At 38.2% G+C, this 25,146-nt stretch carries 20 protein-coding genes, 4 pseudogenes and 1 other annotated feature; of the genes and pseudogenes, 6 read left to right on the forward strand and 18 right to left on the reverse strand.

Features of this window, described 5'->3' with window-relative positions; translation table 11 throughout:
* Window positions 1-415: 415 nt before the first annotated feature.
* The 4 genes and pseudogenes from QFZ28_RS18225 to proS all read right to left on the reverse strand — a co-directional run.
* Window positions 416-748: pseudogene (locus QFZ28_RS18225) on the reverse strand (GNAT family N-acetyltransferase); the annotation flags it as partial.
* A gap of 57 nt (window positions 749-805) precedes the next feature.
* Window positions 806-931, reverse strand: a pseudogene (locus QFZ28_RS18230) (VWA domain-containing protein); the annotation flags it as partial.
* 158 nt (window positions 932-1,089) lie between these two features.
* Window positions 1,090-1,650 carry a GNAT family N-acetyltransferase gene (locus QFZ28_RS18235; RefSeq protein WP_307195963.1) on the reverse strand — a complete coding sequence of 187 codons (561 nt, stop codon included), beginning with the start codon at window positions 1,648-1,650 and terminating at the stop codon, window positions 1,090-1,092.
* Window positions 1,651-1,820: 170 nt separating this feature from the next.
* Window positions 1,821-3,251, reverse strand: coding sequence for a proline--tRNA ligase (gene proS / locus QFZ28_RS18240; RefSeq protein WP_307195964.1), 1,431 nt, complete (start codon window positions 3,249-3,251; stop codon window positions 1,821-1,823).
* 259 nt (window positions 3,252-3,510) lie between these two features.
* Window positions 3,511-3,729 (reverse strand) — a binding site (T-box leader).
* Window positions 3,730-3,930: 201 nt separating this feature from the next.
* On the opposite strand from proS, the gene QFZ28_RS18245 reads away from it, so the two are divergent.
* Complete coding sequence (locus QFZ28_RS18245) at window positions 3,931-4,809, forward strand: cupredoxin domain-containing protein (protein WP_307195965.1); 879 nt, start codon at window positions 3,931-3,933, stop codon at window positions 4,807-4,809.
* 60 nt (window positions 4,810-4,869) lie between these two features.
* Here QFZ28_RS18245 and clpP read toward each other — a convergent pair whose 3' ends face one another.
* On the reverse strand, window positions 4,870-5,454 hold the full coding sequence (gene clpP, locus QFZ28_RS18250; protein WP_307195966.1) for an ATP-dependent Clp endopeptidase proteolytic subunit ClpP: 585 nt from the start codon (window positions 5,452-5,454) through the stop codon (window positions 4,870-4,872).
* Window positions 5,455-5,484: 30 nt separating this feature from the next.
* Window positions 5,485-6,189, reverse strand: a complete 705-nt coding sequence (locus QFZ28_RS18255; protein WP_307195967.1) for a sigma factor-like helix-turn-helix DNA-binding protein — start codon at window positions 6,187-6,189, stop codon at window positions 5,485-5,487.
* Window positions 6,190-6,416: 227 nt separating this feature from the next.
* Here QFZ28_RS18255 and QFZ28_RS18260 point away from each other — a divergent pair, with 227 nt between their 5' ends.
* Window positions 6,417-7,886 carry a TerD family protein gene (locus QFZ28_RS18260; protein WP_307195968.1) on the forward strand — a complete coding sequence of 490 codons (1,470 nt, stop codon included), beginning with the start codon at window positions 6,417-6,419 and terminating at the stop codon, window positions 7,884-7,886.
* 46 nt (window positions 7,887-7,932) lie between these two features.
* On the opposite strand, the gene selB is transcribed toward QFZ28_RS18260, so the two are convergent.
* A complete protein-coding gene (gene selB / locus QFZ28_RS18265; RefSeq protein WP_307195969.1) occupies window positions 7,933-9,816 on the reverse strand; it encodes a selenocysteine-specific translation elongation factor in 1,884 nt (627 codons plus the stop codon).
* A gap of 72 nt (window positions 9,817-9,888) precedes the next feature.
* The gene (gene coaW, locus QFZ28_RS18270) at window positions 9,889-10,695 is read right to left on the reverse strand and encodes a type II pantothenate kinase (protein WP_307195970.1); all 807 of its coding nucleotides are present in this window, start codon (window positions 10,693-10,695) and stop codon (window positions 9,889-9,891) included.
* A 161-nt stretch (window positions 10,696-10,856) separates the two neighbouring features.
* Between coaW and QFZ28_RS18275 the strand changes: the two genes are divergently transcribed.
* Window positions 10,857-11,273 (forward strand): hypothetical protein, encoded by a 417-nt coding sequence (locus QFZ28_RS18275; RefSeq protein WP_307195971.1) that lies wholly within the window; start codon window positions 10,857-10,859, stop codon window positions 11,271-11,273.
* Window positions 11,274-11,725: 452 nt separating this feature from the next.
* On the opposite strand, the gene QFZ28_RS18280 is transcribed toward QFZ28_RS18275, so the two are convergent.
* From QFZ28_RS18280 to QFZ28_RS18295, 4 genes and pseudogenes are all read right to left on the reverse strand, one after another.
* Entirely contained in the window at window positions 11,726-14,863 is a 3,138-nt protein-coding gene (locus tag QFZ28_RS18280) for an SbcC/MukB-like Walker B domain-containing protein (protein ID WP_307195972.1), read from the reverse strand.
* Complete coding sequence (locus QFZ28_RS18285) at window positions 14,860-16,005, reverse strand: exonuclease SbcCD subunit D (protein ID WP_307195973.1); 1,146 nt, start codon at window positions 16,003-16,005, stop codon at window positions 14,860-14,862. The genes QFZ28_RS18280 and QFZ28_RS18285 overlap by 4 nt, the downstream gene beginning before the upstream one ends.
* Window positions 16,006-16,177: 172 nt before the next feature.
* A complete protein-coding gene (locus QFZ28_RS18290; RefSeq protein ID WP_007083969.1) occupies window positions 16,178-16,378 on the reverse strand; it encodes a cold-shock protein in 201 nt (66 codons plus the stop codon).
* 262 nt (window positions 16,379-16,640) lie between these two features.
* Window positions 16,641-16,835, reverse strand: a pseudogene (locus QFZ28_RS18295) (transcriptional regulator); the annotation flags it as partial.
* Window positions 16,836-17,133: 298 nt separating this feature from the next.
* On the opposite strand from QFZ28_RS18295, the pseudogene QFZ28_RS18300 reads away from it, so the two are divergent.
* Window positions 17,134-17,294, forward strand: a pseudogene (locus QFZ28_RS18300) (TIGR00266 family protein); the annotation flags it as partial.
* 43 nt (window positions 17,295-17,337) lie between these two features.
* On the opposite strand, the gene QFZ28_RS18305 reads toward QFZ28_RS18300, so the two are convergent.
* From QFZ28_RS18305 to QFZ28_RS18315, 3 genes are all read right to left on the reverse strand, one after another.
* Window positions 17,338-18,888, reverse strand: a complete 1,551-nt coding sequence (locus tag QFZ28_RS18305; protein WP_307195974.1) for an ATP-binding protein — start codon at window positions 18,886-18,888, stop codon at window positions 17,338-17,340.
* 230 nt (window positions 18,889-19,118) lie between these two features.
* A complete protein-coding gene (locus QFZ28_RS18310; RefSeq protein WP_307195975.1) occupies window positions 19,119-19,310 on the reverse strand; it encodes a hypothetical protein in 192 nt (63 codons plus the stop codon).
* A 125-nt stretch (window positions 19,311-19,435) separates the two neighbouring features.
* Window positions 19,436-19,603 carry a hypothetical protein gene (locus QFZ28_RS18315; RefSeq protein ID WP_307195976.1) on the reverse strand — a complete coding sequence of 56 codons (168 nt, stop codon included), beginning with the start codon at window positions 19,601-19,603 and terminating at the stop codon, window positions 19,436-19,438.
* 486 nt (window positions 19,604-20,089) lie between these two features.
* Here QFZ28_RS18315 and asnA point away from each other — a divergent pair, with 486 nt between their 5' ends.
* Window positions 20,090-21,103 (forward strand): aspartate--ammonia ligase, encoded by a 1,014-nt coding sequence (gene asnA / locus QFZ28_RS18320; RefSeq protein WP_307195977.1) that lies wholly within the window; start codon window positions 20,090-20,092, stop codon window positions 21,101-21,103.
* 82 nt (window positions 21,104-21,185) lie between these two features.
* On the forward strand, window positions 21,186-21,539 hold the full coding sequence (locus QFZ28_RS18325; RefSeq protein WP_307195978.1) for a hypothetical protein: 354 nt from the start codon (window positions 21,186-21,188) through the stop codon (window positions 21,537-21,539).
* A 78-nt stretch (window positions 21,540-21,617) separates the two neighbouring features.
* Here QFZ28_RS18325 and aspA read toward each other — a convergent pair whose 3' ends face one another.
* The 3 genes from aspA to QFZ28_RS18340 all read right to left on the reverse strand — a co-directional run bounded on the left by aspA (window position 21,618) and on the right by QFZ28_RS18340 (window position 25,144).
* Window positions 21,618-23,042, reverse strand: coding sequence for an aspartate ammonia-lyase (aspA, locus tag QFZ28_RS18330; protein ID WP_307195979.1), 1,425 nt, complete (start codon window positions 23,040-23,042; stop codon window positions 21,618-21,620).
* Between the two features lie 120 nt (window positions 23,043-23,162).
* Window positions 23,163-24,047 carry a YitT family protein gene (locus QFZ28_RS18335; RefSeq protein WP_307195980.1) on the reverse strand — a complete coding sequence of 295 codons (885 nt, stop codon included), beginning with the start codon at window positions 24,045-24,047 and terminating at the stop codon, window positions 23,163-23,165.
* Window positions 24,048-24,226: 179 nt separating this feature from the next.
* Complete coding sequence (locus QFZ28_RS18340; protein WP_307197061.1) at window positions 24,227-25,144, reverse strand: 5-oxoprolinase subunit C family protein; 918 nt, start codon at window positions 25,142-25,144, stop codon at window positions 24,227-24,229.
* Window positions 25,145-25,146 lie beyond the last annotated feature (2 nt).

The following is a 25,146-nucleotide window of genomic DNA, read 5'->3' on the forward strand; positions in this document are numbered from 1 at the left end:
CTGTTTATATAGTGATTATATGAGAAATCACACTTAGAGTAAGTGATGCAAATCACACACCATTAAATTTGGTTAATTCGAACCAGAACTTCATTAACACAGCCACAAAAAACTCACTCTCTTTTAGTTAAGATGTCTTGTCCTTAATCGAGTAACCGGCAAAAGTAATATAAGCGGAGATTTTCCGGTTAAATGCAAAATGGAGCTCGTTTCGGGGTAAATAAGCGGTGGTTTTCCGCTTAATGCAAAGCAAAATCCCCCATTTTCGAATTTTCCGAGCCAATAGGCGGAATCTCTTCGTCTAATTAAGCTTTTTTTAATACTAATTACTAATTTACCGGAATTTCTCCGCTTATTTATAAACTCAGGTGCTTTACCTGATTCCTCACCGGTAAGTGCGTACCCTATTATACCTACGTGTATCAATCCAATAACCGATTTCAAACCTCGGAATGTCCCATTTAATTCTATGTAAGCCGGATGAGCCGATAAATTCACCTGTATCTTTCTTGTAGAGGTGCAGTCGTAAGTCTTCTCGGGTTAAAAACTTAGCATGTGCATCACGCATATTTGCTTCCATATCTTCTGCCGTTTGGGTTTTATGAGCCCAAGGCATCTATCGTTTTAGTTCATTCAAAGAAGTTTGAACTGCCTCATAGACTGCTGTGCCATCTCCTGGTAACGGTTTACGGATAAACAATCTTTCTGTCTCGAATTCTTCTGGAAACTCTAGTAAAATCGGATTTATTTTTGCTCCCCATTAAATAAATTATTTGTCTATACCTAGAACTAATGGTATAGCAAATCAAAGTATTCCCTTGCTTTTAGCTTCGGTTAACCACGCTGGGAATTCATTTAGGAGATTGTTATACAATTCTTCATCTGAAACTTTTTCAATATCTTTGATATGAAAGAAATTAGCGTTGTCTAATTTGTCATGGTGTATCCCCTTTCAAAAATTCTATTACTTCCATAATTATACTATACTGGATAAATATAAGTATTAATTGATATGTACTTTAAAGCTCTCATATAAAAAAAGAGTTTCCAAGACCTTAAACTCCCGGAATCCTCTCTTATTAAATAGTATTATTTTGTTTTTGCAAAAACACATGTATCTCTTGGTTCCTTACTTTCTACTGAGATACCATCATTTTTTAAGATTCCCTCAAGAGTAAAACCTAATTTTTCTGGAATTGCACGACTTTTGGTATTTCGTGAATCACAACGAATCTCAACGCGTTTAGCATTAAGTTCGGTAAAGGCAAATTTCGTAATAGCTTCTGTCGATTCCGTTATATATCCTTTTCCAGAAAACCGAGTATCTATCCAATAGCCGATCTCAAACTTTGGTATATCCCAATTAATTCTATGAAGCCCTGATGAACCAATAAATTCACCGGTTTTCTTATTGAATAGATGTAATCTTAAATCTTCACGGGTTATAAACTTTGCAATACTATCTCTTATATTCGCTTCTACATCTTGCTCTGTTTGATTCATATGTGCCCATGGCATCCACGGTTTTAGTTCCTTCAGTGAGGCTTGTATTGCCTCATATACAAATTTTCCATCTCCAGGCAAAGGCTTGCGGATTAGTAATCTCTCTGAAGTAAACTCCTCTGGAAATTCTAGTAATATTGGTTTCACTTTTTCTCCCCCTTTATTGTAATCATGAGGACTATTTTCTCTTTTCTTTTTCGACTTTGGTTTCATGAATCCTTCATGAAGACCACTTTTTCATTTTCCCTTAGATTTTGGGCTTCATGAAAGTCTATTAATAAAGACTCTTCCAAAAAGGAAGAGCCTCCACGAACTTATTAGTATGCTTTTGCCCAGTAAACCATTTTATCTGCTTCTTTTCCGCAGCATACACAAGTTTCAGAAACTTGTTCTTGTTCAAAAGGAATACATCTAGATGTTGCTGTCGTTTCTTCTTTGATTTTCTCCTCACACGCAAGCTCTCCGCACCACATAGCTTTAATGAAGCCTGGTTTGGCTTCAAGCTTTTCCTTTAATTCAGGCAGCGTTACAGCTACAGATGTTCTTTCTTCACGGTGCGTCAAAGCTTTATTATATAAATTCGATTGGATATCATCGAGTAATTCCACAAGCTTGGTTTCTAATTGATCCAAAGGAACGAATACTTTTTCTAATGTATCTCTTCTTACCAATACTACCTGTTTGTTCTCAATGTCTTTTGGTCCAACTTCTAATCGAACTGGAATTCCCTTCATTTCGTATTCATTGAATTTCCAGCCTGGCTTTTTATCGCTTGCATCGATGTCTACACGAGCAACACCGGATAGTGACTTCTTCAAATCATAAGCGAAATCAAGAACTCCTTCTTTGTGCTGTGCGATTGGCACTATCATTACCTGAGTTGGCGCCGCTTTTGGAGGAATAACTAAACCACGGTCGTCGCCATGGACCATGATTAAAGCTCCAATAATTCTTGTTGTGAAGCCCCATGATGTTTGATGGACATATTGCAATTTGCCCTCTTTGTCCGTGTATTGAATTCCAAACGCTTCTGCAAAACCTGTTCCAAAGTGGTGAGAAGTTCCGGATTGAAGGGCTTTACCATCATGCATTAAGCTTTCTATCGTAAAAGTAGCTTTTGCCCCAGCAAACTTTTCCTTTTCCGTCTTCTGACCTTTTACTACAGGAATAGCAAGAATTTCTTCACAAATTGCAGCATAGACATTCAGCATTTTGATGGTTTCTTCCATCGCTTCTTCATCGGTCGCATGTGCAGTATGACCTTCCTGCCATAAAAACTCTAATGTACGTAGGAAAGGACGGGTTGTCTTTTCCCAGCGGACAACGTTTGCCCATTGATTATAAAGCTTTGGTAAATCTCTATATGAATGAATGATATTGCTATAATGCTCGCAAAAAAGAACTTCAGATGTTGGGCGCACGACTAAACGCTCAGCAAGTTCCTCAGAACCGCCGTGTGTAACCCACGCCACTTCAGGTGCAAAGCCTTCAACATGATCCTTTTCTTTTTGGAGCAAGCTTTCAGGGATAAATAATGGCATATAGACATTTTCATGCCCAGTTTCTTTAATACGGCGGTCTAGTTCATTTTTTATATTATCCCAAAGTGCATACCCATAAGGGCGGATAATCATTGATCCACGTACACTTGAATAATCAATTAAGTCTGCTTTTGTTACAACATCGGTATACCATTGGGCGAAATCCTCGTCCATGCTGGTAACATCTTTTACAAATTCCTTAGCCATGTTGACACCTCATTATTTTTTTAAAATATGGCTGTGTTAAACTGGACTGTTGATTTGCGCTCCACTAAGGATTGCTTCTTGGAATAATCATCGCAGGGACAGGCGGTTCGGGAAGCCTCCTCGACGCTAAAGCGTCTGCGGGGTCTCCCCTGTCCCGTCCTCCTGCAGGAGTCTTCGTGCCTTCCGCCCAAATCAACAGGGTGTATATCAATGATCTACTTTTTAACACAGCTTTAAATATAAAAAGGCCTTGGCCCCAAAAAGGGACCAAGACCTGGCGATACCACCCTAAATTCATAAAGCAATTGCTTTATACTCTCGACATGATAACGGATTTTATCCGCATGTATCTTCAAAAAAGAATCCGATACAGAACTCCGAGGCAGGTTCAAATGTCTGTCTTAAGAAACCTTCCACCAATGGTTTCCTCTCTTTGTAAGACACCTTACATTTTACTAATCCTCATCACAGTTTCAAATAGTATTTTTGAAAAAATTATATATTTCTAATACGTAAATGTCAAATATTATTATGGAAAAATATTCTGATTCCATTACTTTATTCCCCCTAAAGTTTTCATTAAACGTTCATAAACATCACCAAAAAGACAATCCATATTTTAATTAATGCATTTATAATGTACGTATATTGTTTATTAATAGTTAGAGGAGATTGTCTAATGTTTATATTATCGATTTTCACAATAGTTATAATGAGTTTATTGACTGGATATTCCGTTTTCCTTTTACATCGGAAGAAAAATAAACTAGCCAACTTTTCAGGTACGATTGTCGTCATTGTCCTAACCATGATGGGAGGACTATTATCTGGATACATCAGTGGAATTCTTTCGGGAGAGTTATTTTTCCCTGTTAGCTTAGGTACTTTAATCGGTTTTGTCCTAGGTTTTATTGCAGGTCAGCCTGTTGGGATATTGGCGATTTTATGCGGGTCTGTTTTTGGAATCATAAGTGGAATTATCGGTGCCCTCCTTGGTGCAATTCTTCAGTTCGATAACCCAACGATTATGCTTGGAATTTTACAAGGTTTGTATGTTATTATTCTAGGTCTTGTTATCTTATATATAATCGTTGATACAAATGGTAAGCTTTCACTCGATACGCAAGGAATTTCACCATTTAATATTTTTTCAGCAGGACTGGTTCTAATTGCCTTATTTTTATTTTTATACAGCAGTGATTTTGTTAAAATTCCTGGTCAGGCGGCGGCTGCTCAAACACAGGAGACAAATACTCCTCCAGCACAAACAGAACTTGATATTACGGATGAAACCAATCCTAAAATAGACATGATGGTAACACCAACTGGCTATTCTCCAAATGTGATTAAAGTTAAAAAAGGTGTACCAGTGGAATTAAACATTACAAATCCAGGTGACAATAGCTGTTTTTCAACCTTTATGATGCCGGATTTCAATTTAAATAATGTAAATCTAAAGGCTGGTACGACAAAATTAACCTTTACCCCTGACAAAGAAGGAGAATATACCTTTACTTGTGGGATGAATATGTTTAAAGGAACTGTGATTGTTGAGTAGATAGAGAAAGCACGCTGAAATTTATCAGCGTGCTTCTTTTATTACATCTGTGTTGCTACTTTATCCTTTTGGATAAAGAATCTCATCGATAATTCCATATTCTTTGGCTTCTTCTGCACTCATAAAGTAGTCGCGGTCGGTATCTTTGGCTACTTTTTCAACACTTTGACCTGTTCTTTCGGAAATGATTTGATTAATATGTTCTCGTAATTTTAAGATACGTTTTGCAGAGATTTCTATTTCTGTCGCCTGCCCCCTGACGCCTCCAAGCGGCTGATGAATCATGATTTCACTATTTGGCAATGCATAGCGTTTACCCTTCGTCCCAGCTAACAGTAACATAGCACCAAATGATGCTGCCATTCCAGTACATATTGTTCTGACATCAGGCTTAATATATTGCATCGTATCAAAGATGGCAAACCCCGCTGAGGTCGAACCGCCTGGACTGTTGATATAGAGAGAAATTTCTTTATCGGGTGCGTCGGCTGCTAAAAATAATAATTGCGCAACAACGCTGTTCGCGGTATGGTCATTAATCTCTTCACCAATTATGATGATTCGATCCTTTAATAGACGAGAATATATATCATAAGAACGTTCACCGCGGTTGGACTGTTCAATAACATATGGTATTGTACTCATAGTAAATCCTCCTTAAAAGCAAGTAATTGGCTATGCAGCCATACAGAGAGTGCTTAAAGGAGCTGAAGCTTTGAATGGTATTGTATTTCTAGAAACTGCCTTAGGGACATCAATCAACCTATTAATAGACGGTATGGCTTCAATCAGGACTGTTGGGTCTTGCTCGACGAGTGAATCATGGAAAAGATTCCAAAGCTTTTCTCGTTCCTCCTCTTCCCAAAAGGAATCCAGGGAAAAATGTTCTCTTCTATTTTCAATACGTTTTTTTGCCCTGTTTAGACTTGCCTTTACAGCCATTTCTGTCGTATTTAATATTTCTGCAATTTCCTTCGACCGATAATGAAACGCTTCTTTTAAAAGAAAAATAATTGCTTGCCGCGGAGTAAAGGTGTCAATTAATAAATCCACTGAAGCAATAGTATCTCCGACGGAGGAATAATTCTCCTCACGCATTGCTTCATCACCGAATTGTTCGTTTTTTCTTTTACGAAGAGTATCCAGCCATTGATTGTGGGCTATTTTATTTAATAACGCCGGAGTTATTCTCTCTTGGCTGTAATAGGATATAGCTTTTATCATAGCCTCTTGGGCTACATCGTCCCCATCCCATTTGCTTTGGGTAAGAAAATAACAATATTTCTGTAGTTTTAAATAATATTCATTCCAAGTGGAGTCCTCAGACCCTTCATCATGCTGCACAGCACCTAAGGTGTACAGGCTAAGTTTGTTGGACATTATTTTCACTCCCTTAACACTCTCTACACTATAAACGTTTCAACGGAATAAAAAGATACGGGCAGAAAAACTTTTTCTTATTTTCTACTATATACAATTTTGAAACTTTTTCGCCAAGTTTTGCGTAAAGATAAGCTGTAGGAAATTTATTGCTGTAGAATTCGTTCTTCTACATTGCTTGCTTTATAATAAAATAAGACTAGTAAACATGATTAGGAGTGAAATACGTGGGAGTTACACTTAGTAAAGGACAAAAAGTTGATTTAACAAAGTCACATCCTGGTCTGCAAAATGTGGTTGTTGGTTTAGGATGGGATATTGCACATAATGGTTCTAACTTTGATTTAGATGCCTCGACGTTTTTATTAGGAGCTTCTGGAAAGGTTCAAAGCGACCAGGATCTTATTTTTTATAATAATCCATCTGGCGGTAATGGCTCGATTAATTATAGCGGTGATAACCGAAGTGGCGCTGGCGAACGCGATGATGAACAAATCCGAATTAATTTACAAACAGTGCCAAGCCATATCCATCGAATTGCATTCACCATTACGATACATGACGCTCAAATGAAACAGCAGAATTTTGGACAAATCTCTAATTCATACGTGCGCATTTTCAATGAACAAACAAATGAGGAACTGCTTCGTTTTAACCTAGGCAGAGATTTTACTGTTGAAACGGCCATTGTTGCAGCCGAACTTTACCGCCATAACGGGGAATGGAAATTTAATGCGATTGCCAGTGGTTTTCAAGGCGGACTAGCTGCTTTATGCCGCAATTTTGGCGTAAGTGTGGATGAACCGGCACCAACAAACACACCGCCTGTTCAACAAAATTTATTTAACAACAATCAAAATCAATTTAATAATCAGAACCAATACAATAACCAAAATTCATACAATCAAAATCAATTTAACAATCAAAATCAATATAGTTCTAACCCATATCAGCAAAACCAACAGCCGCAGCGAATCCATTTACAGCCGGAATCATCCTATTCACAGCAGCCAGCTTTTGGCTATCCGACCCAAACCTCACACGGAAGCACAAATCGTACATATGGGGACGATATTCATTGCCCGCGCTGTCATTCATCAAATGTTCGCACAGGACAAAAGGGATTTGGATTGGGTAAAGCGGCGATTGGAGGTTTAATTCTTGGTCCTGTCGGATTGCTGGGCGGTTTTATCGGTAAAAATCAGCTGAAATTTACATGTAACAGCTGCGGCAACTCATGGTCCCCAAATCAAAAGGACTATGCGGAATGGGCAAATCAATCAAAACGAAAAGCGCAGGAATTGTTTAATCGTTACAAGAGTCAGGATGTATTAGAAGCAGTCGTAGCCGCCTGCGCATTGGTTTCCATGGCAGATGGGTACCTGGATGCAACGGAACGACAAAAAATGGTTGAATTTATTAATTCCAGCGAAGAGTTACGCGTGTTTGACAGTAATAAAGTCCTCCAGAGATTTAATTACTTTGTATCCCGGATCGAAGCTGATCGTATGATTGGCAGAGCAGAAGCTTTCCGTGCGCTTGGTAAATTAAGATCGAAGCCTGAAATTGCCCGTTTAGTGGCTCGTTACTGTATTGCGATTGGCTATGCAGACGGCAATTTTGACCACAATGAAATGCAAATGGTCAGCGATATTTGCCGCGAACTCGGCTTAAATCCTGGTGAGTTTCTTTCATAATAAAGTAAAAACCTCAATCCGCTCATTTGGATTGAGGTTTTTGCGATTATTTTTGCCAGATTCGCTTGTTTTCTACTCGTTTTGTTATACCCTTGGAGTCTAACCTTTCTAAAAATGGAATCATATATTTGCGTGAAAGGTCTAGAATTTCTTTCGCGTTGCCCACTTCAAACTCTTCACCTGTACCTATTCGGAGTTTTTCAACTGCTTCTTTAAAGACGTCCCCGTGATAAGCAAATTGCTCGTCCAAATGAACCACTAATTCCTGTTCTTCCAGAAAACGTCTTAAATCAGCCTCAAGAGAGTCAGGTATACCAGAATCTGAAAAATAATCCTTATAATAACGAACTTTTAGCCCGTCCTTCTTAAGGTCACTCAACATGTTTTCCGCACGCTTTTGCCAGCTTTTTGGTACATTCGGTACAAAGCCTGTTAACGAAACAAACTGCTCTTTTCGATAAAACGTGCCATTTGCAATTGCGTTTTCCACCACAAAATCAAGGAGTGATTTTGGGAATCTTTTTTGCATGGATTGCAAAAGCTCAGCCTTATTCAAACCAAGTTTCATGGAATGCGTTTGATGAAATTCTTGCAAACGGTCATAGATGTCTTCCTCAATCGAATTAATTAACATTTTGAGTGTATACTCTTTACCGTTATATAAAACAAAAGCATCATCTTCTAGAAACTCTTTTAATGTTTCTTCATCCAGCGCGGTGCGTTTTATTAATTCACCCAGCGTTAAGCTTTTCGCTTCAAAGATGGCAGCGGAAATCCGTTCCTTTGGAGATCCTGCTTTTTTCTTCTCCAACTCTTCAATCGTTTGATTTCCGAATCGGTATTTATTTCCTCTTGGGTCAATCACCCAGCCGCCGCCAATTGTTTCTTGCGGGCTTGGACGTCGTAAAATAAACCGATCACCCCGTTTAGTAAGAATTTCTTCCTCCAAACGAAGCTGACATAGTATTTCACCATTTTCTTCTTTAAGCTCATTCCTGTCAAAAAAGACGATACGTCCCATTACCTCCGTTGTTCCAATATGGAGTTTAATCGGCATCCTCTGTTTAACCATATGTTCAAGGTCTTCAACCACACGTATGGCAACATCCACTGTTTTGGTCACAATAAAATGCTCCGACGAAACCAAAACATCACCGCGTTCTAGGTCATCTTTCGAAATCCCTGAAAGATTAATGGCCGTCCTCTGCCCGGCATATGCCTTTTGCGCTTGCTTATGATGAACCTGAATCTGCCTTGCTTTTACTTCCAGACCTTGTGGCATGATCGTAAGCGTTTGTCCCTCTTCTACCGTTCCTTCGTAGACTGTTCCACGAACAACAGTCCCCTGACCCTTTACGGTAAACACCTGGTCAATCGGCAGGCGGAAAGCCCCTTTTGCATCTCTCATTTCTTGCTCTTTCAGCGTTGTAATGATTAAATCTTTTAATTCCTCAATACCCTTTTTGGATAGGCTGTCCACTAACACAAACGGGTCACCCTCAAATACGCTCCCTTTGAGTTCTTCTAAAATATCATCCTTCACAAGCTCAATAAATTCTTCATCGACCCGGTCAATTTTTGAAATTGCAACCAGCCCGTTTTTCACGCCTAAGAATTTTAAAATATCCAGATGCTCTCGCGTTTGCGGCATGACACCTTCATCTGCTGCAACAACCAGTACAACTAAGTCTATACCCGCAACCCCTGCGATCATTTGCCGAATAAAGCGCTCATGTCCTGGAACGTCGATGACTGAAATTTGTATTTCCTGATCCTCGTATAATGGTGCAAATCCGAGTTCAATCGAGATTTGTCGTTCTTTTTCTTCTTTCAATCGGTCCGTATCCACATTGGTCAAGGCTTTTGTCAAAGAAGTTTTACCATGATCAATATGTCCCGCCATGCCAATTGTAAAATATCGTTTTTCCAAAGTTGCCACCTGCTTTTTTACGTCTTCCTATTTACTTTATCTTTAACGAACTAATAGTTCAAGAGAACATTTTTAGACAGATATATGTGCTCCAATTGCACCGCAATATTCTCCTTTTTCTAAAAATACTAAGGTTACACCTACCATATTCATATAAGACTTAAGAGCCTGTCTTAATGGATTATTGCCAACAGTAGCACTGCCTATGATGACAGCGCTTTTAACCTGATGAATAGTTGCTGCCTGTGATGTTAACAACACAATCGTTTCTGCTATCATATTGGATAATGAAGCCAGCCGGTCAGCGTCTGAATGTTTCAACCGATTGCCTTTTGCAAAGTTTGCAGCCGTTAATTCTTCATTAATGGGACCTTCAGCTGATTCATAAATATCTTTTACAAGCATGTCGATATGCCCCTTATTTCCTTCTTCCGCGAGGCATGTGAGTTGATGGTAGCCTCGTACTTTTGTTAATAGAGACCCAAGTCCTGTAAATGTTCCCCCTCCAATTCCGCTGCCGAGAATCCGCTCCGCCTTATCGCCTTTTACTACATGCCAAGAGGTTCCGGTTCCAATGTTTACGATTAAATAGTTATCTTCAATAGTTTTATTTTCAGCTTCTAATAAAAAACGTGTACCCTCACAGGTTGCTTGAAACTCAGGAATGATTTGACTTTCGGGAAAATACTTCTTCTGTATGACACTTGCTTTCCCGCCAGTTAAGGAAACTTTTAAAGATGGCACAGACATTTTTAGCCATGAAATGGCTGAATCCTGTTCGTTAATGGGGAATTTTTTAAAGTGCATTCTTCCATTTTCCTGATAAACCATTTTGATTAATGAACCGCCAGCATCAATTCCTGCAGTATTCCGCAGCATCCTTCCCACTCCTTTAAAACGACTATTATAATTACTAATTTGACAATTGTCCTCATTTTCCTGCTTTTCATTTCACCATTCCTCCACATTCATTCCGTTCCAACTGTCTAGTAATGTGCTATGGTGAATAAAAGTACTTTTACAACGAAGGAAGATTCTAAATGAAGAGAATATCTTGGCCAATTTTATTAGGAATGACCCTGTTAGTGGGATGTCAAAATGCTGAAACGAGGGTAGAAACTAAGTTATCAACTGAACAAACGGAGCAAAAAGCACCAACAAGTAAGAATACGAATACCACTTTCCCTTATCCAAATCTATTATCTAAAAGCGAACAATCGTTTGCACTTTTAGTTGTTGGGGATCAGGAAACCCCCATTGAAAATGACAAAAAGATTACCGATAAAGTACAAGATATTTTAATCTTACCTGAGCTTGAAATGGCTCAGAAGGCATATCCTGTGCTAAACATTAAGACAGAACCAGCTTATATCCTCTTTGACCGGGCTGGGGTAATCCATCAATCAAAGGATATAAATGAGCTGACAACTTATCTAGAACAAAATAATCCAAAATAAAAGCCAGAATTTTTTTCTGGTTTTTTATTGCTTTGTTTCAATCATTCGAAAAGTAAAATAAGCGGAGTTTTTCCGGTTAAATGCAGAATGGAGCTAGTTTCGGGGGAAATAAGCGGAGGTTTTCCGCCTATGCAATGCAAAATCTCCTATTTTCGAATTTTTCGAGCCAATAGGCGGAATCTCTCCGTCTATTTAAGCCCTTTTTAATAATAATTTCTAATTAAGCGGAATTTTTCCGTCTATTTATCAGCACAGGTATTTAATCTAACCTGATTCCCAGCCCATAAGTGCGGACCCTCTTAGTCAAAGTTAATGAAATTTCGTGGAAACCTTGATAAATAAAGAAAAAGACGTATGCCAATTCATACGTCAATCTTTTAATAAGGAAGCACCCGAAAACGAAGCCCTTTATTTAAACTTTCGTGTTTTTTTGAGAGACTATAAGCACTTATTTAATTTGTAAAAACAAATTCTGTCCGGCTTCCGGTTTGTCCTGCGATAACTTCTAGTCTAATATCGATTCGTTCTTTCAGTTCTGGGACGTGCGATATGATTCCAACCAAGCGTCCGCTGCTTTGTATGTCCATTAATGCTTCAATTGCTTGATCGAGGGATTCAGGGTCAAGGGTGCCAAAACCTTCGTCAATAAACATCGTTTCTAATGAAACACCGCCTGCATAGTTTTGGACTACATCGGCAAGCCCAAGGGCTAGTGATAGTGAAGCTTTAAAGCTTTCCCCGCCTGATAAAGTCTTTACATGACGCTCTTGGCCAGTATATTGGTCAAAAACTAGAAGCTCTAAACCACTTTGAACATTCCCTTTTGAACGGTCCGTTTTCCTTAAAAGTTCGAATCTTCCTGCCGTCATTTTTCTTAGCCGGACATTTGCTTCCCGTAAGATATCATCTAAGAATGCCGCAAGAACATAACGTTCGAATGTAATTCGATACGTATTTTGTCCTTTAGCAATTTCGTGCAGATGTCCAATCAGCTTATACCGTTCCTCTAAGACCTTCATTTGCTCATTAATTCTTTCAACATTGTTATAGATTTCAAGGTTATCCCGTCGCTTAACAAACAAGTCCGTCCGTTGGTTGGTTAGCTCTACAATTTCAAGTGCAAGCTTCTCTACTAATGCCTTTAACCCCTCAACATCAGGCGTCTTTACATCTTGTAAAAGCTCAGTTAGTTCTTTTAAGCGATCTGAAACAGAGCGTAACTCTTCACGATAACTGCGAATTTCACCTTCAATAGTGCGGATTTCATTCTCAGTTTTCTTAGATAAATGATAGAGAGTGTAATTTTCAAATCCTTGTTCAGCAAGTTTAGTAACAAAGATTTCCTTCTCTGCTTTAAGCTCTACCTCTTTGCTCGAATGGTGTTTAACTGCGTCTTGCAATCTGGCAGTCTCAGCAGATAGTTTCTCTTTCACTGCTTGTAATAGCTTTTGTGCCTCTTCAAGCCTTTTCACCAACATTTCATGACGCTTTTTTGAGGTTGTCAGCGCCTCTTCGTATGCAGCCTGTGTTCGAAGATTCTCTGGGATAACCTTCATCATCCTAGTTAGGTTCGTTTTCTTTTCTGTAACTTGTACAGTCAGCTGTGTTACATGAGCTGAAAGCTGTTGGATAGCATTTTTTAATGCCGTTTTTTCAGAATCACTATTCTCTAAGTGTTGGTTAATTTGACCAAGCATTTTGATTTGTTCTTTTAGCGTTTTTTGGGCATTCTGGAGATGATTTTTACCAACAAGTATCTCTGATTTTGTTGCATGTAAATCGGTATCCTTAAAGTCTGCCCGATAAGAGCGTATTTCTTTTAAAAGCTCTTCACAGTTTTCCCATTGTGTTTTTTCAATAGATTGAGCCTCAAAAAAGAGTGATTCCGCTGCTGCTTTTTCTTTTTCCAAAAGTACTGCCTGCTGCTTGGCAGCTTTAAGGTCTTCTTCATTTGGGATAAGCGCCTCATCTGCTGACGCCGGTGCAGGATGATGCTCAGAACCGCAAACTGGACATGCTTCACCTGTTGAAAGTCGAGCTGCTAAGAGTGACGCTTGTCCATGCAGCCATTTATTCTCCAATTCTTCTACAAATGCTTTTGCATCCAGATACCTCGCACTTGTATTTTCGAATTTTCCAGCTTTCACTTTAAGGTCCTTTACAGCATTTTGATGGCGTCCAAGATATTGTTCATATTTTTCCAAGCGGTCTAGCTCGGATTGCATTTTTTCCAGCTTTCGTTCATTTTCTAAAAATTCCAGCTTGCCCTTCTCAATTTCTGCTTTTTTGTCCTGCAGTTTTTTCACCTTGTCTTCCAAACTCTGAAGATTATTTTCAGCTGCTGCTTGCTTTTCCTTCGCACTTTTGAGAGAAGCTTCAACTGACGCTGACTCCTTTACTAAAGCAGCAAAAGAATAAACATCGTCCTTCATATTGATTAGTTGATTAACGACTTCAAGTGCTTCCTGGCGCTCCCCTTCACGCTCTTGTTCTGTCTGCCATTGTTGTTCGTACTGTTTTGAGAGGACATGCAGTTTCTCTATTTCACTTTGTATAGAAGTAACATTTCCCTTTAGTAGATCCAAATCCCGCTTTAATCGGTGGCATAGCTCTTCTTGCTGTGCCAATAGTGCGGCTTTATGTGCAAGCTCCACCTGTTTTTCCTTTTCTGCAAAAAGATCTGCTTGTGAGTCGAGCTTAATTTTTTCTTCTTTTAACGCTTCTCTTGTTTGGATTTGTTTTAATATCGTTTCAGCTTCAAACAGCTTGCCTTTTAAGATATCTTGTTCCTGCTCCTTTTCTTTCAAGGCAATGATTAATTTTTCAAGCTGACTTTCCATACCATTGATTTCTTCCTGTAAAAGCGGCATGAGTATCACATCATTTACACTGTCTGCTTCTAAATAACCTATAAGCTCTTCGTTCGTTACCGCTTGAATCCGCCTGAGGTTTTCACTTCTAGTCTGAACCTGCATTTCTACTGAATTTTTTAACTCCGTAGACTCCGTCTTCAGCCTTTCTTCGACCATCTTATAAATCTGAGTATGGAACAAGCGCTGTAAAATAACTTCTTTATCCTTACTATCAGACGTTAACAGCTTTCGAAATTCCCCTTGAGGAATCATTAAAATTTGGCGGAACTGATTGCTGTCAATCAGCATAATTTCTTTAATTTTTTCCTCAACATCATTGATTTTTGAAGCTAGTAATTTCTTTTCCCCGTTCTCATCCCAGCTGTATAATTCCGCTTTTGCCGGTAAAGTTGTGAATCCTTCACCCTTTTCCTTTTTTTTAGGCTGCTGCGGAAGGCGGGTAATCGAATAAACTTTGTTACGGATCGCGAAGTCGAGTGAGACCTCTGTTACCAAATCTGCTCTTGCAAATTGGCTTCTGAGTTCGGGTCCGTTACGGTCCTCACCGCTTGCTTTTCCATATATCGCATAACTAATCGCATCAAATATGGTTGTCTTACCGGACCCTGTCTTCCCTGAGATCACAAACATGGTGCGATTACCCAGCTCTGTAAAATCAATGGTTTCGACATCTGCATATGGACCAAAAGCCTGCATAGTTAATTTTAATGGTCTCACTTAACTGCCTCCTCTCTTAACACCTTTTCAATCACGTCTGCCATAACTTCCTTTTTATCGGAGGAGAATTCAGAGGTTGTCATTTCCGTATAAAATTGCTCAAATAGGTCGAGCTCAGACTTTTTCTCATTTCGTGTGATATTAAATGACTGCTTTTTCTTCATATCCGTTATATCTATTTTGCGTTCTAGATGTAAGACGTTCGGATATACTTGACGTAATTTATTGATTGGGTCAAGCAGTGCACCCTCATCAAGTAAGGTGATTTTCAAGTAATCATGCAAACGTTGTTTTTCATAAAAGAAAGGATCTAGTAATTCCTCTAGATGTCCCTCAAGTTCACGCATGTCATGTGTTGGATTCAACGAGCGGTATCGATGAGAAAAGTTTCCTTTTTCGTCCATCTCGATAATAGAAATTGATTTATTTTGTTTCGCTTCTGAAAACGAATATTTTAATAGAGATCCTGAATATTTGACCTTGTCATGTTTAATGGCGTCTGGGCTGTGGAGATGACCAAGGGCTGTGTAGGAAAAAGGTTCGAATAGCTCAGCACCTACACATCCAGAACCTCCAACGGATAGAACACGCTCGGAGTCTGATGTCTGTCCCCCAAGCACGAAAGCATGTCCTACCAAAACGTTTGGTTCATTAGGATTCAAGTGTTCCTCCATTTTTCCAATCAGTGCCTTCATCGCGTCCTGGTGGGAATGAATAGAATCATCCTCTAGCAGCTGACGTACCACCCCGGGTTCTGCAAACGGAACTAAATAAAAATTAACGCCGTTAACCTGTACGGGCTTAAAACTTTTCGTTAGCTTGCCAGATAAGTAGAATTGGCTGTGCTTATACCATGAGCTGCCAAATGACAATCTTTCAGCACTGTCATGGTTTCCAGCAATCGCAACCACTGGGGTACTAAGTTCTACATTGATTTTAAATAATATTTCATCTAATAGATCAACGGCATCGGTTGGCGGTACGGAACGGTCATATAAATCACCGGCAATGACGACGGCGTCCGGCTTTTCTTCGGCAACAATTTCTATGAATTGATTTAGTGCTTCCCTCTGGTTTTCTGTCATGTACACACCATGTACTAACTTACCTAAGTGCCAGTCAGCTGTATGGATAAATTTCATATATTTTCACCCCATCTTTATTCACTCATAAATACTATTATAGCAAAATACCATCTTTTGTGAGGTTGGAAATCGTAGAAATAACAGGTAATACTGGGTGGAGTTTTTTTCGTTTAAACGCAAAAAACAGCCCGACGCTTTGGTCGGGCTGTTAAATCATTGGCTTCATTAATTACTTTTTAGTTACGTTAGCAGCTTGTGGTCCACGAGCACCTTCAACAACTTCGAAAGATACTTCTTGACCTTCTTCTAGAGTTTTGAAACCTTCTGTTTGGATAGCAGAATAGTGAACGAATACGTCGTTACCGTCTTCAGCTTCGATAAATCCGAAACCTTTTTCAGAGTTGAACCATTTTACTTTACCGTTTTTCATGTAAAAAAATCCTCCTATTGGCTTAGAAGTAGCCATGTGTAAAATTCACCAAATTACAACGTGATAGCTTTACTTCCACTTTCTTATCCAAACTTCAGTTTAAAACTTGAACAAGCTTTGTAACATAAATCTAATCTCGTGCAACGGCTGTCTAAAATTTAACATTTTTTTAGGTGAACGTCAATAAAGTACGATAGACAAAAGTCTACAAGATTCGAGGTTTGTAAAGGGTTTCAGACTCACACTTAAAAACCGAAGAATGTTATTTCTTCGGCATGGTCATGACTTCTTCTTCCTCGTCTCGAAACTTATCTAAAATAGTAATCGTGTCAACTAAATGATTATTAAAAATTTGACGAGCTACGGCTAAAAGTTCGACAATCATAGGGTCTTTAAGCGTATAAATGACTTTATTTCCTTCCTTTGTACCAGAGACAATGTTTTTTGCCCTCAAAACTTTTTTAAAAATTTTCCAGTTGTGTTGTCCGGCCTTCCTGTGTTATATTAACTAAGCGATGAGCTGAATTGTGTAAGTCGAGAAACATTCCTTTATGGAACGCACTATGTGGAGTGTGGTTTTTCGCCTCAATACGCAAAAAGACGTCTTGCTATATGCAGGCGTCTTTTTTATTTGCTTTTGATAAAAGCACTTTTTTCCTATTTCTATTAAAATAGACTTATAAAGGATTAGGAGGGATATTGCAGTGAATAACCATGAAATTGATTACAAAATTTATGGGGATGATATGCAGTGGTTATTTTTTGCGACTCTAAGAGGTCCTGGAACGGTTTGGATTCAGTCCCTTCCATTTAGCCGACTTGCCGCCGAGTCTTTGCAGCTGCACCAAACCGTGGTGGAGGAAAAGATGAAGGCAGCAGCGCAAGAGGTATTTTTGATATGTTCAATGGCGATTAACTTCATAAAAAGAAAGGGGCATATCGATTGTGCCCTTTTCCTTTTAGATCGTATTTCCCCCAAGGTAATCAGATAGTGCCACCTGTAAGGTTCCCTTTAACTCCGCAACGTGCTCGAAAGTAGTCCCCGAGTTAATGATGAGTTTTACAATTTCTGGTCGTAGTCCAGTAATAACCGTCTTACAGCCCATCATCGAGACACCATTAATAATCCTGATGAGGTGCTGGATGACATCGATCTCCATCACCGCTGCACCAGAAAGATCTAATATTAACGTATGAATATGTGAATTACCAATTTCCGTGATCAATTTATCTTCTATCGTACTTGCTCTAAAACAATCAATTGCCCCAATTAATGGCAGGATACTGATATCGGGTGAGATTGGAATAATCGGAACAGACAGATTCTCCAAAAGTTTTCTCTGTGCATCTAACAATTCATCCTTGTACCTGCTATATTGGATAAAAAATGAATTCAAAAATTGGTCAAATTGTCGGTTGATATTTTTTTCCAAAGTAAAATAAAACTCTGAAGAATGATCATTATTTTTAGTAACATCAAAATTATAGAGGAAATCCCATACCGTTCTTCTTATCGCTTGAATCCACTCCAATTTAAATGCAATGGTTAATGAGTATTTAGCCCAAGCACTCCCTTCCTGTTTTGCGAAAGAGATTAATTCATGTTCACGTTCCTCCACTATCAGTACCACGAGTTTATGTGCGTTGCTTAATAGATTAATATTTCCAATTCTATGTATCTCATCAATTTTATCTTTCACATTTATGGCTTCTTCTAGTAGTCTATCCTCAAAAGTATCCTTATTTGCTAGAAAATATTCCTTTATCGATAACGTTTCCTCATAGGTCAAATTCAACTTTTTTCCACCTCTATTTTTCGAGTCATTTCGAACAGGTATTCTTAAGGTAAATTTTGTTCCTTTATTGACTTCACTCTCAACATTTATTCTGCCGCCATGCTGATATACAGTAGAAAAAACTTGGGTTAACCCCATCCCTGTACCGAGATCTTTGGTTGAAAAAAACGGTGTACCCAGTAACGATAATTTTTCATTTGGGATTCCGACTCCCGTATCTTCTATACATACCACTACTTCATTTCCTTCAGCAAAATGGCTGATAGTCAATGAACCAGTTTCATTCATAGATTCCAATGCATTCTTTATTAGATTAAAAAATGCCTTTTTAAACTGATTTTTTTTAGCATAAATTGCTGAATTTGTATCATAATAACTCGTATTTATTTGAATATCATATATTTTATCTTGAAATAAATTTAAGATAGATTCCAGTTCCACTGCTATAAGAAACGATTGAGGCTCCTCATTTTCCTGCTCTGGTTTAGAAACCTGGAGAAGATCATTCAATGTTGTTAAAGCATTTTCTAATTCTAACTGAGCAATGTTAATGTACTCAGGATTACTTTCATGCTCTAGTAATTGCAAAAAACCTTTAACAGCGGTTAATGGATTACGAACTTCATGAGCAATACCTGCTGCAATTTGGCCAACTGAAGCCAATTGCGTTAAATGTTTTTCGCTTTGACAAGGTATGGGATCTAATACTTTCAACGTAACAGTTCCCCTCTCTAATAAGATTTTCTAGCAGTTTGCTAGTTGAAATTATTATTTCGTCTCTCTAAGCACAAATATTACCAAAATATTCGAAAAATTAACAGGTTACAAATGACTAGAATATTCCCTTAAAAAGGATATTACCTTCTGTTTTGGAAGATACAAAGAACTATTTTACAAATACTTTACAGTATTAAAAAAGCGCAGCCCGTTTGACTGCACTTTTTTCAACTTAAACCTTGTTCTTTGCTCCAGGATCCTTGCATCTTTCGGATGGTCACGATTTGTCCAATATGATAAGCGTTATGAAGTGTGATACTAGATATTGATTCTAACCATGTTTCTTTCGATTGTTCGCTAATATACTCATCAAACTTCTCATCTTCACTTTGCTCAAGTAATACATCTTTGCGATTCATCGGCATTTCTCCCCCAAAAAAATTTATTATACCCCTAATTTTCGACCAAATCTCTCAGAACCCTTTATTCTAAATCACAAAAATAAAAAAAGTGACGATAATATCATCATCGCCACCATTGATCCCTATTTCTTTATCTTTTTCTGTTTTTGGATAAACTCGTCACGTTCCCCGCCATCGGATAGCTCCTCTGAAAACTCATGGTTAACACTTTGATCACGGTGCTCAAAGGGTCTAACAATTCTCGCAGGGATATTATTATTAGGTGCAGCTTGTTCATTCCAATCACTCATTATTCTCACCTCTTGAATTAGTTTTTGAACTATGAGAAAAATCATACCGATTAGTAACTTGTATAATTATTCCATTTTTTCATCATAATAAATAAAAAAAACGAGGTGAAAAACATGGGTTTAATTAACTCCTTTAACCAGTGGAGGGAAACAAGATATCAAAATCATGTTTCTCATATGAAGAATCAGGAGAAATGTCCCGATTGCTACGGGAGAGGCTTTACTGTTTATCCATATAATGAATTTGCTTATTATAACTCCGTGGAATGCCCAGGCTGCCAAGGCAGTGGAGCTTACTCAGATTGGGACCAATTAAGGTAACGACAGAATCCCTTCACCGAAGTAAATGGTGGAGGGATTTTTTTCTAAACTTGTGGTAAGGTAATCGCAACTTTGTTATAATTTCAGAATATTCATTTCGAGTGTTGTTGAATGTATAAATAATCATTATTCATTTTTAAGTTTTTTTACTGGAGGTTTATTTTTATGTCGAATTCACTACCTACAAAACAAGGTTACTCTTCAAGATTAGATCTTTTACAAACGGAAATAGCCATTAAACAAACGAAGGATTTCTTTGAAAATTCCTTAGCGCATGCGCTAAATTTAACACGTGTATCTGCCCCAATCCTTTTAAAATCAGGAAAGGGTTTAAATGATGACTTAAATGGTGTGGAAAGAATGGTATCCTTTGAGGCTATAGATATTAAGAATGCCAATATTGAAATCGTTCAATCATTAGCAAAATGGAAAAGGATGGCATTAGCAAGGTATGGCTTTTCCTTAGGTGCCGGCCTTTATACGGATATGAATGCCATTAGAAGAGATGAAGTTTTAGATCATTTGCATTCCATCTATGTCGATCAATGGGATTGGGAAAAAATTATTTCAAAAGAACAACGCAACATTGAGACGTTAAAATCCGAAGTTCAGAAAATATATCAAGTCTTTAAAAACACAGAAAAACATCTACACGAGCTCCATCCTGGTCTTGAGCCAGTTCTGCCTGAAGAGATTCATTTTATTACAACGCAGGAACTTGAAAATATGTACCCGGAGCTCTCCCCAAAAGAACGAGAAGACAGTATTGCCAAAGAGTATGGTGCCGTGTTTATCATGCAAATTGGCGGTCAGTTAATTTCTGGAGAAAAACATGATGGACGTTCTCCAGATTATGATGATTGGTCCTTAAACGGTGATATTATTTTTTGGTATCCTACTTTAGAACAAGCAATCGAGGTTTCTTCAATGGGTATCCGTGTTGATGAAGAGGCGCTGAAAAAACAATTAAAGATTTCTAACACTGAAGACAGAATGTCCTTAGATTATCATCAAGCAATTCTAAATGGTGAACTTCCATATACCATTGGGGGAGGCATTGGCCAATCAAGGATATGTATGTTTTTTCTTAAAAAGGTTCATATCGGTGAGGTTCAGGTTTCTGTGTGGAATGATCAAATTATTGAGGATTGTTCAAAAGCGAACATTACTCTATTGTAACTTTTCTTATCTCGAATAATAAACAGACTTTCTGGAGATTTATAAAGATAGTATGTTTGTATCTTTCTCTGGGGGTGCTTTAATGTCTGTTTTCGTATACCAGACGTTTACTATTAAGCAGGAAAAGTTTAAAGAGGCAATCGACAATTTAAGAGAGATAAAAAAATTCAGAAATGAAAATTATAACCATCATGTTGAAATTCTCACACCTATTTCTGGTGAAGATCACACCTACGCATTACTTTCAACCTATGATGGATTGGGTGAAATGGAATTAGAAAACAAAAGGCTATTTGATGATGATGAATATTTAGAACTTATTGGTCCATTTTTCCTTGAAAACATCAAAGAAGGAAGCATGTATACAAAGATATACAGAGGATTAAGTGATAAAAAGAGTGACAAACAGGATGATAAGAAGAAAAGCGAGAAATAACATAAATAACCGCACGGTGAATATCACTGTGCGGTTATAATGTTTTTCTATGGAGCATCTTTTTAGCTCTTGTTACGATTAGTCCCTATCTAATAGTTCTTCTCCAGCAATCCCGGGTTTTGTCATTTCATAGACATTCAAAATAATATCTAATTCTTCTTCTGTTAACACATCATACTGTAAGCATAATTCACGTACAGATTTCCCGGTAATGACAGCTTCCCTGGCAATTCGTGCTGCCACTTCATATCCAAGGTGTGGATTGACTGCAGTTATAATCCCCACACTTTTGTCTACATATTCTTTTAAACGCTCTTCATTGGCTTCAATGCCAGCTAAGCAATGATCCGTAAAGACACGGAACCCATTGTTCATAATACTGATGGATTGAAGCAGGTTAAACACTAATACAGGCTCCATTACATTTAACTCCAATTGACCGGCCTCAGAGGCAAGGCAAATGGTATGGTCATTCCCAATTACCTGAAAGGCAATTTGATTGATTAGTTCAGGCATTACTGGATTGACCTTTCCAGGCATAATCGATGAACCCGGCTGACGAGCAGGCAGCCGTATTTCGCCCAGCCCTGCACGTGGACCTGAAGCCATTAATCGAAGGTCATTGGCTATTTTCGACATATTCATCATACATACTTTAAGTGCAGCTGAGACTTCTGTATAGGCATCTGTATTTTGAGTCGCATCTACAAGATGCTCCGCATTTACGAGCGGGAAACCACTAATTTCAGCAAGCTGTTTGACTACATCTTTAATATATTTAGGGTCTGCATTTAATCCTGTCCCTACTGCAGTTGCTCCCATATTCACTTCCAATAAATGCTCCCGTGTATGTTTAATCCGATTAATATCGCGGGTAAGCACCCGAGAGTATGCTTCAAATTCTTGCCCTAGTCGGATAGGAACAGCATCTTGAAGATGAGTACGGCCCATCTTGATGACCTTCTCAAACTGGACAGCTTTTAGTTTAAAGACTTTTTGCATATCTTCCATTGTTACGAGGAGGTTCTCTAATAATGTTAAAGTGGAAATATGGATAGCCGTTGGGAAAACATCATTTGTTGATTGGGACATATTTACATGTGTGTTTGGACTTAAATAGAAGTAATCTCCTTTAGCGTGACCAAGTAATTCGAGTCCCCGGTTGGCGATGACTTCATTCATATTCATGTTCATAGATGTACCCGCACCGCCTTGGATTGGATCTACGATAAATTGATCATTCCACTTTCCTACAATAATTTCATCGGCCGCCTTGATGATGACATTTGCAAGATCTTTGTACAACCGTGTGGTGTTCATATTGGCGATAGCTGCTGCTTTTTTTACCATTGCAAGCGCTTTAATTAGAGACTCATGAATACGATATCCTGTAATAGGGAAATTCTCCACAGCTCTTATGGTTTGTATCCCATAGTACGCATCAAACGGTATTTCTTTTTGTCCTAGGAAATCCTTCTCAATTCTTTTCTTGTCAGTTGACATCCCATTCATCCTTTTCTCGTAAACTATCAGTTACATATCAAATGTAACATAAAAACTATAGCAAGGGGACAAAAAAATCCCAGGGACCCCGCCCCTGAGATTTTACTAAATCGTATAAAACTAATGGATGTCCCTCTTCTTAAAACGTCCGCCCCGAACTTCAGAAATGTCAGCTATTGACAAAAAGGCATTAGGATCAATTTCTTCAACAATTGTTGTCAATTTCGATTCCTCTAAACGAGTGATGACACTAAAAATGACCTTTTTATCGTCACCAGTATAGGCACCTTGTCCCTTTAGATAGGTAACGCCACGTCCTAAACGGGCATTAACGGCATTCCCTATTTCTTCGGCTTCATCACTGATAATCCAAACAGATTTTGATTCCTCGAAACCATCAACTACCGTATCAATTGCTTTAGCAGCAATTACGTAAGCTAGCAAGGAATACATCGCTCTGTCCCAACTAAAAACAAATCCTGCTGTTCCTAAAATAAAGAGGTTGATAAACATTATAATTTGTCCAACTGAGAATGGTACTTTCTTGGTTATCACAAGCGATAGTATTTCTGTACCATCCAATGCCCCGCCGAAACGAATAACAATTCCAACTCCAATTCCTAATATCATGCCGCCAAATATGGTCGCAAGTAGAATGTCGTCTGTAAAGGCAGGAATTGGGTGAAATAATGTTGTAAAAACAGATAACACAATAATTCCATAAACAGTAGAAATCGCAAAGGTTTTGCCCATCTGCTTGTATCCTAAATAAACAAATGGCAGGTTCAACAGGAATAGAAAAATACCAAGTTCAATACCCGTTATATGAGATAACATAATCGAAATACCTGTTACGCCGCCATCTATTACCTTGTTTGGGACTAAAAAGATCTCTAGACCAGTAGCCATTAGTATTGCTCCAAGAGTAATGGCTATCGCTCGAAAGATTTTTTTACTAAGAGGTAGTTTTCGATGTTGTAATTTTCCGTTTACTAATTCTGTCACATAATCACACCTTATGAGAAATTTATTTAATAAAACCAAATTGAGAATAATCATCACTATTCATTCTCTGACTAGGTTATTATTACCAATATATGTAGCCTTCATGAATAAAATATTATTACTATCATTATATCATAAATCTATTAAAAAATGAATTGAGGTTCATATAATAGAGGATATTACCTTGATAATCTGTATAAATAGTTCAGTCTTCTTTTACTATCAATTAGCAGGTCTTGGGCAGTTTGCAGTGCAATCTCCTTGAATCTTACCTTTGTTCCCGGCTGTGCTTGAGCAAGGCGCGGGATATCAGCAGAAATCACAGTTCCTATTCTAGAATAACCTCCCGTTGTTTGGTGTTCAGCCATAAGTATGATTGGCTGTCCGCTTGCAGGGACTTGAATTCCACCCAAAGGGATGGCGTCAGATATAATATCAGCTGTACTGCTATGTTCCAGTTTCGGACCCGTTAATTGATATCCCATTCGATTTGATTGAGGGGATATGGTATATTCTTCAGTTAGAAATGTTTCGAGTCCTACTGATGTAAATTTACCATTATGCGAACCAACTATTACTCTGACTGTTAAGGGATTCGTATATTTTGGTATGAATTTAGTGTGCAGAAATCTATTTCTTCTGGTATAGGGATTTCCAAAAAGAATATCCCCATCTTTTAAAGCTCTACCCTTTAAACCCCCAAATTTTCCTGTTAAATAAGTTGATTTACTGTTAAGTACAAAAGGAACATCAATTCCACCTGCAATGCTTATATACGCTCTAGTGCCCTCTTTTAGCTCTCCAAATGAAAGGATTTGCCCTTTCTTGATCACAATGCTTTTCCAATGCGGAATCTCTTGCTCATTAATTTTGGGTGATAGATTCCCGCCACAAATAGCAATAGAGACATCATGTAAAGCCATTAAGACAGGTCCAATAAGCGGAACTTCAAGTCCAGCCTCGCCTAAGTCGTTACCAACTAATAAATTTCCCATTTGTAATGAATAAGGATCCATCGCCCCTGAAGGGCTAACCCCAAATTCACGAAATCCATACCTTCCAAGGTCTTGTATTGTGGTTTGCAATCCTGCCTTCATCA

It is taken from the genome of Neobacillus niacini (genome assembly GCF_030817695.1).
In the GTDB taxonomy this organism is placed as follows: Bacteria; Bacillota; Bacilli; order Bacillales; family Cytobacillaceae; genus Neobacillus; species Neobacillus niacini_F.

Bases quoted from the DNA above. Each gene is read 5' to 3' on its own strand.
- aspA (WP_307195979.1), bottom strand. From the start codon at position 23,042: ATGTCAACTGACAAGAAAAGAATTGAGAAGGATTTCCTAGGACAAAAA.
- QFZ28_RS18245 (WP_307195965.1), top strand. From the start codon at position 3,931: ATGTTTATATTATCGATTTTCACAATAGTTATAATGAGTTTATTGACT.
- QFZ28_RS18325 (WP_307195978.1), top strand. From the start codon at position 21,186: ATGTCTGTTTTCGTATACCAGACGTTTACTATTAAGCAGGAAAAGTTT.
- asnA (WP_307195977.1), top strand. From the start codon at position 20,090: ATGTCGAATTCACTACCTACAAAACAAGGTTACTCTTCAAGATTAGAT.
- QFZ28_RS18275 (WP_307195971.1), top strand. From the start codon at position 10,857: ATGAAGAGAATATCTTGGCCAATTTTATTAGGAATGACCCTGTTAGTG.
- QFZ28_RS18310 (WP_307195975.1), bottom strand. From the start codon at position 19,310: ATGAATCGCAAAGATGTATTACTTGAGCAAAGTGAAGATGAGAAGTTT.
- QFZ28_RS18255 (WP_307195967.1), bottom strand. From the start codon at position 6,189: ATGTCCAACAAACTTAGCCTGTACACCTTAGGTGCTGTGCAGCATGAT.
- QFZ28_RS18315 (WP_307195976.1), bottom strand. From the start codon at position 19,603: ATGAGTGATTGGAATGAACAAGCTGCACCTAATAATAATATCCCTGCG.
- coaW (WP_307195970.1), bottom strand. From the start codon at position 10,695: ATGCTGCGGAATACTGCAGGAATTGATGCTGGCGGTTCATTAATCAAA.
- QFZ28_RS18285 (WP_307195973.1), bottom strand. From the start codon at position 16,005: ATGAAATTTATCCATACAGCTGACTGGCACTTAGGTAAGTTAGTACAT.
- QFZ28_RS18340 (WP_307197061.1), bottom strand. From the start codon at position 25,144: ATGAAGGCAGGATTGCAAACCACAATACAAGACCTTGGAAGGTATGGA.
- clpP (WP_307195966.1), bottom strand. From the start codon at position 5,454: ATGAGTACAATACCATATGTTATTGAACAGTCCAACCGCGGTGAACGT.
- proS (WP_307195964.1), bottom strand. From the start codon at position 3,251: ATGGCTAAGGAATTTGTAAAAGATGTTACCAGCATGGACGAGGATTTC.
- QFZ28_RS18290 (WP_007083969.1), bottom strand. From the start codon at position 16,378: ATGAAAAACGGTAAAGTAAAATGGTTCAACTCTGAAAAAGGTTTCGGA.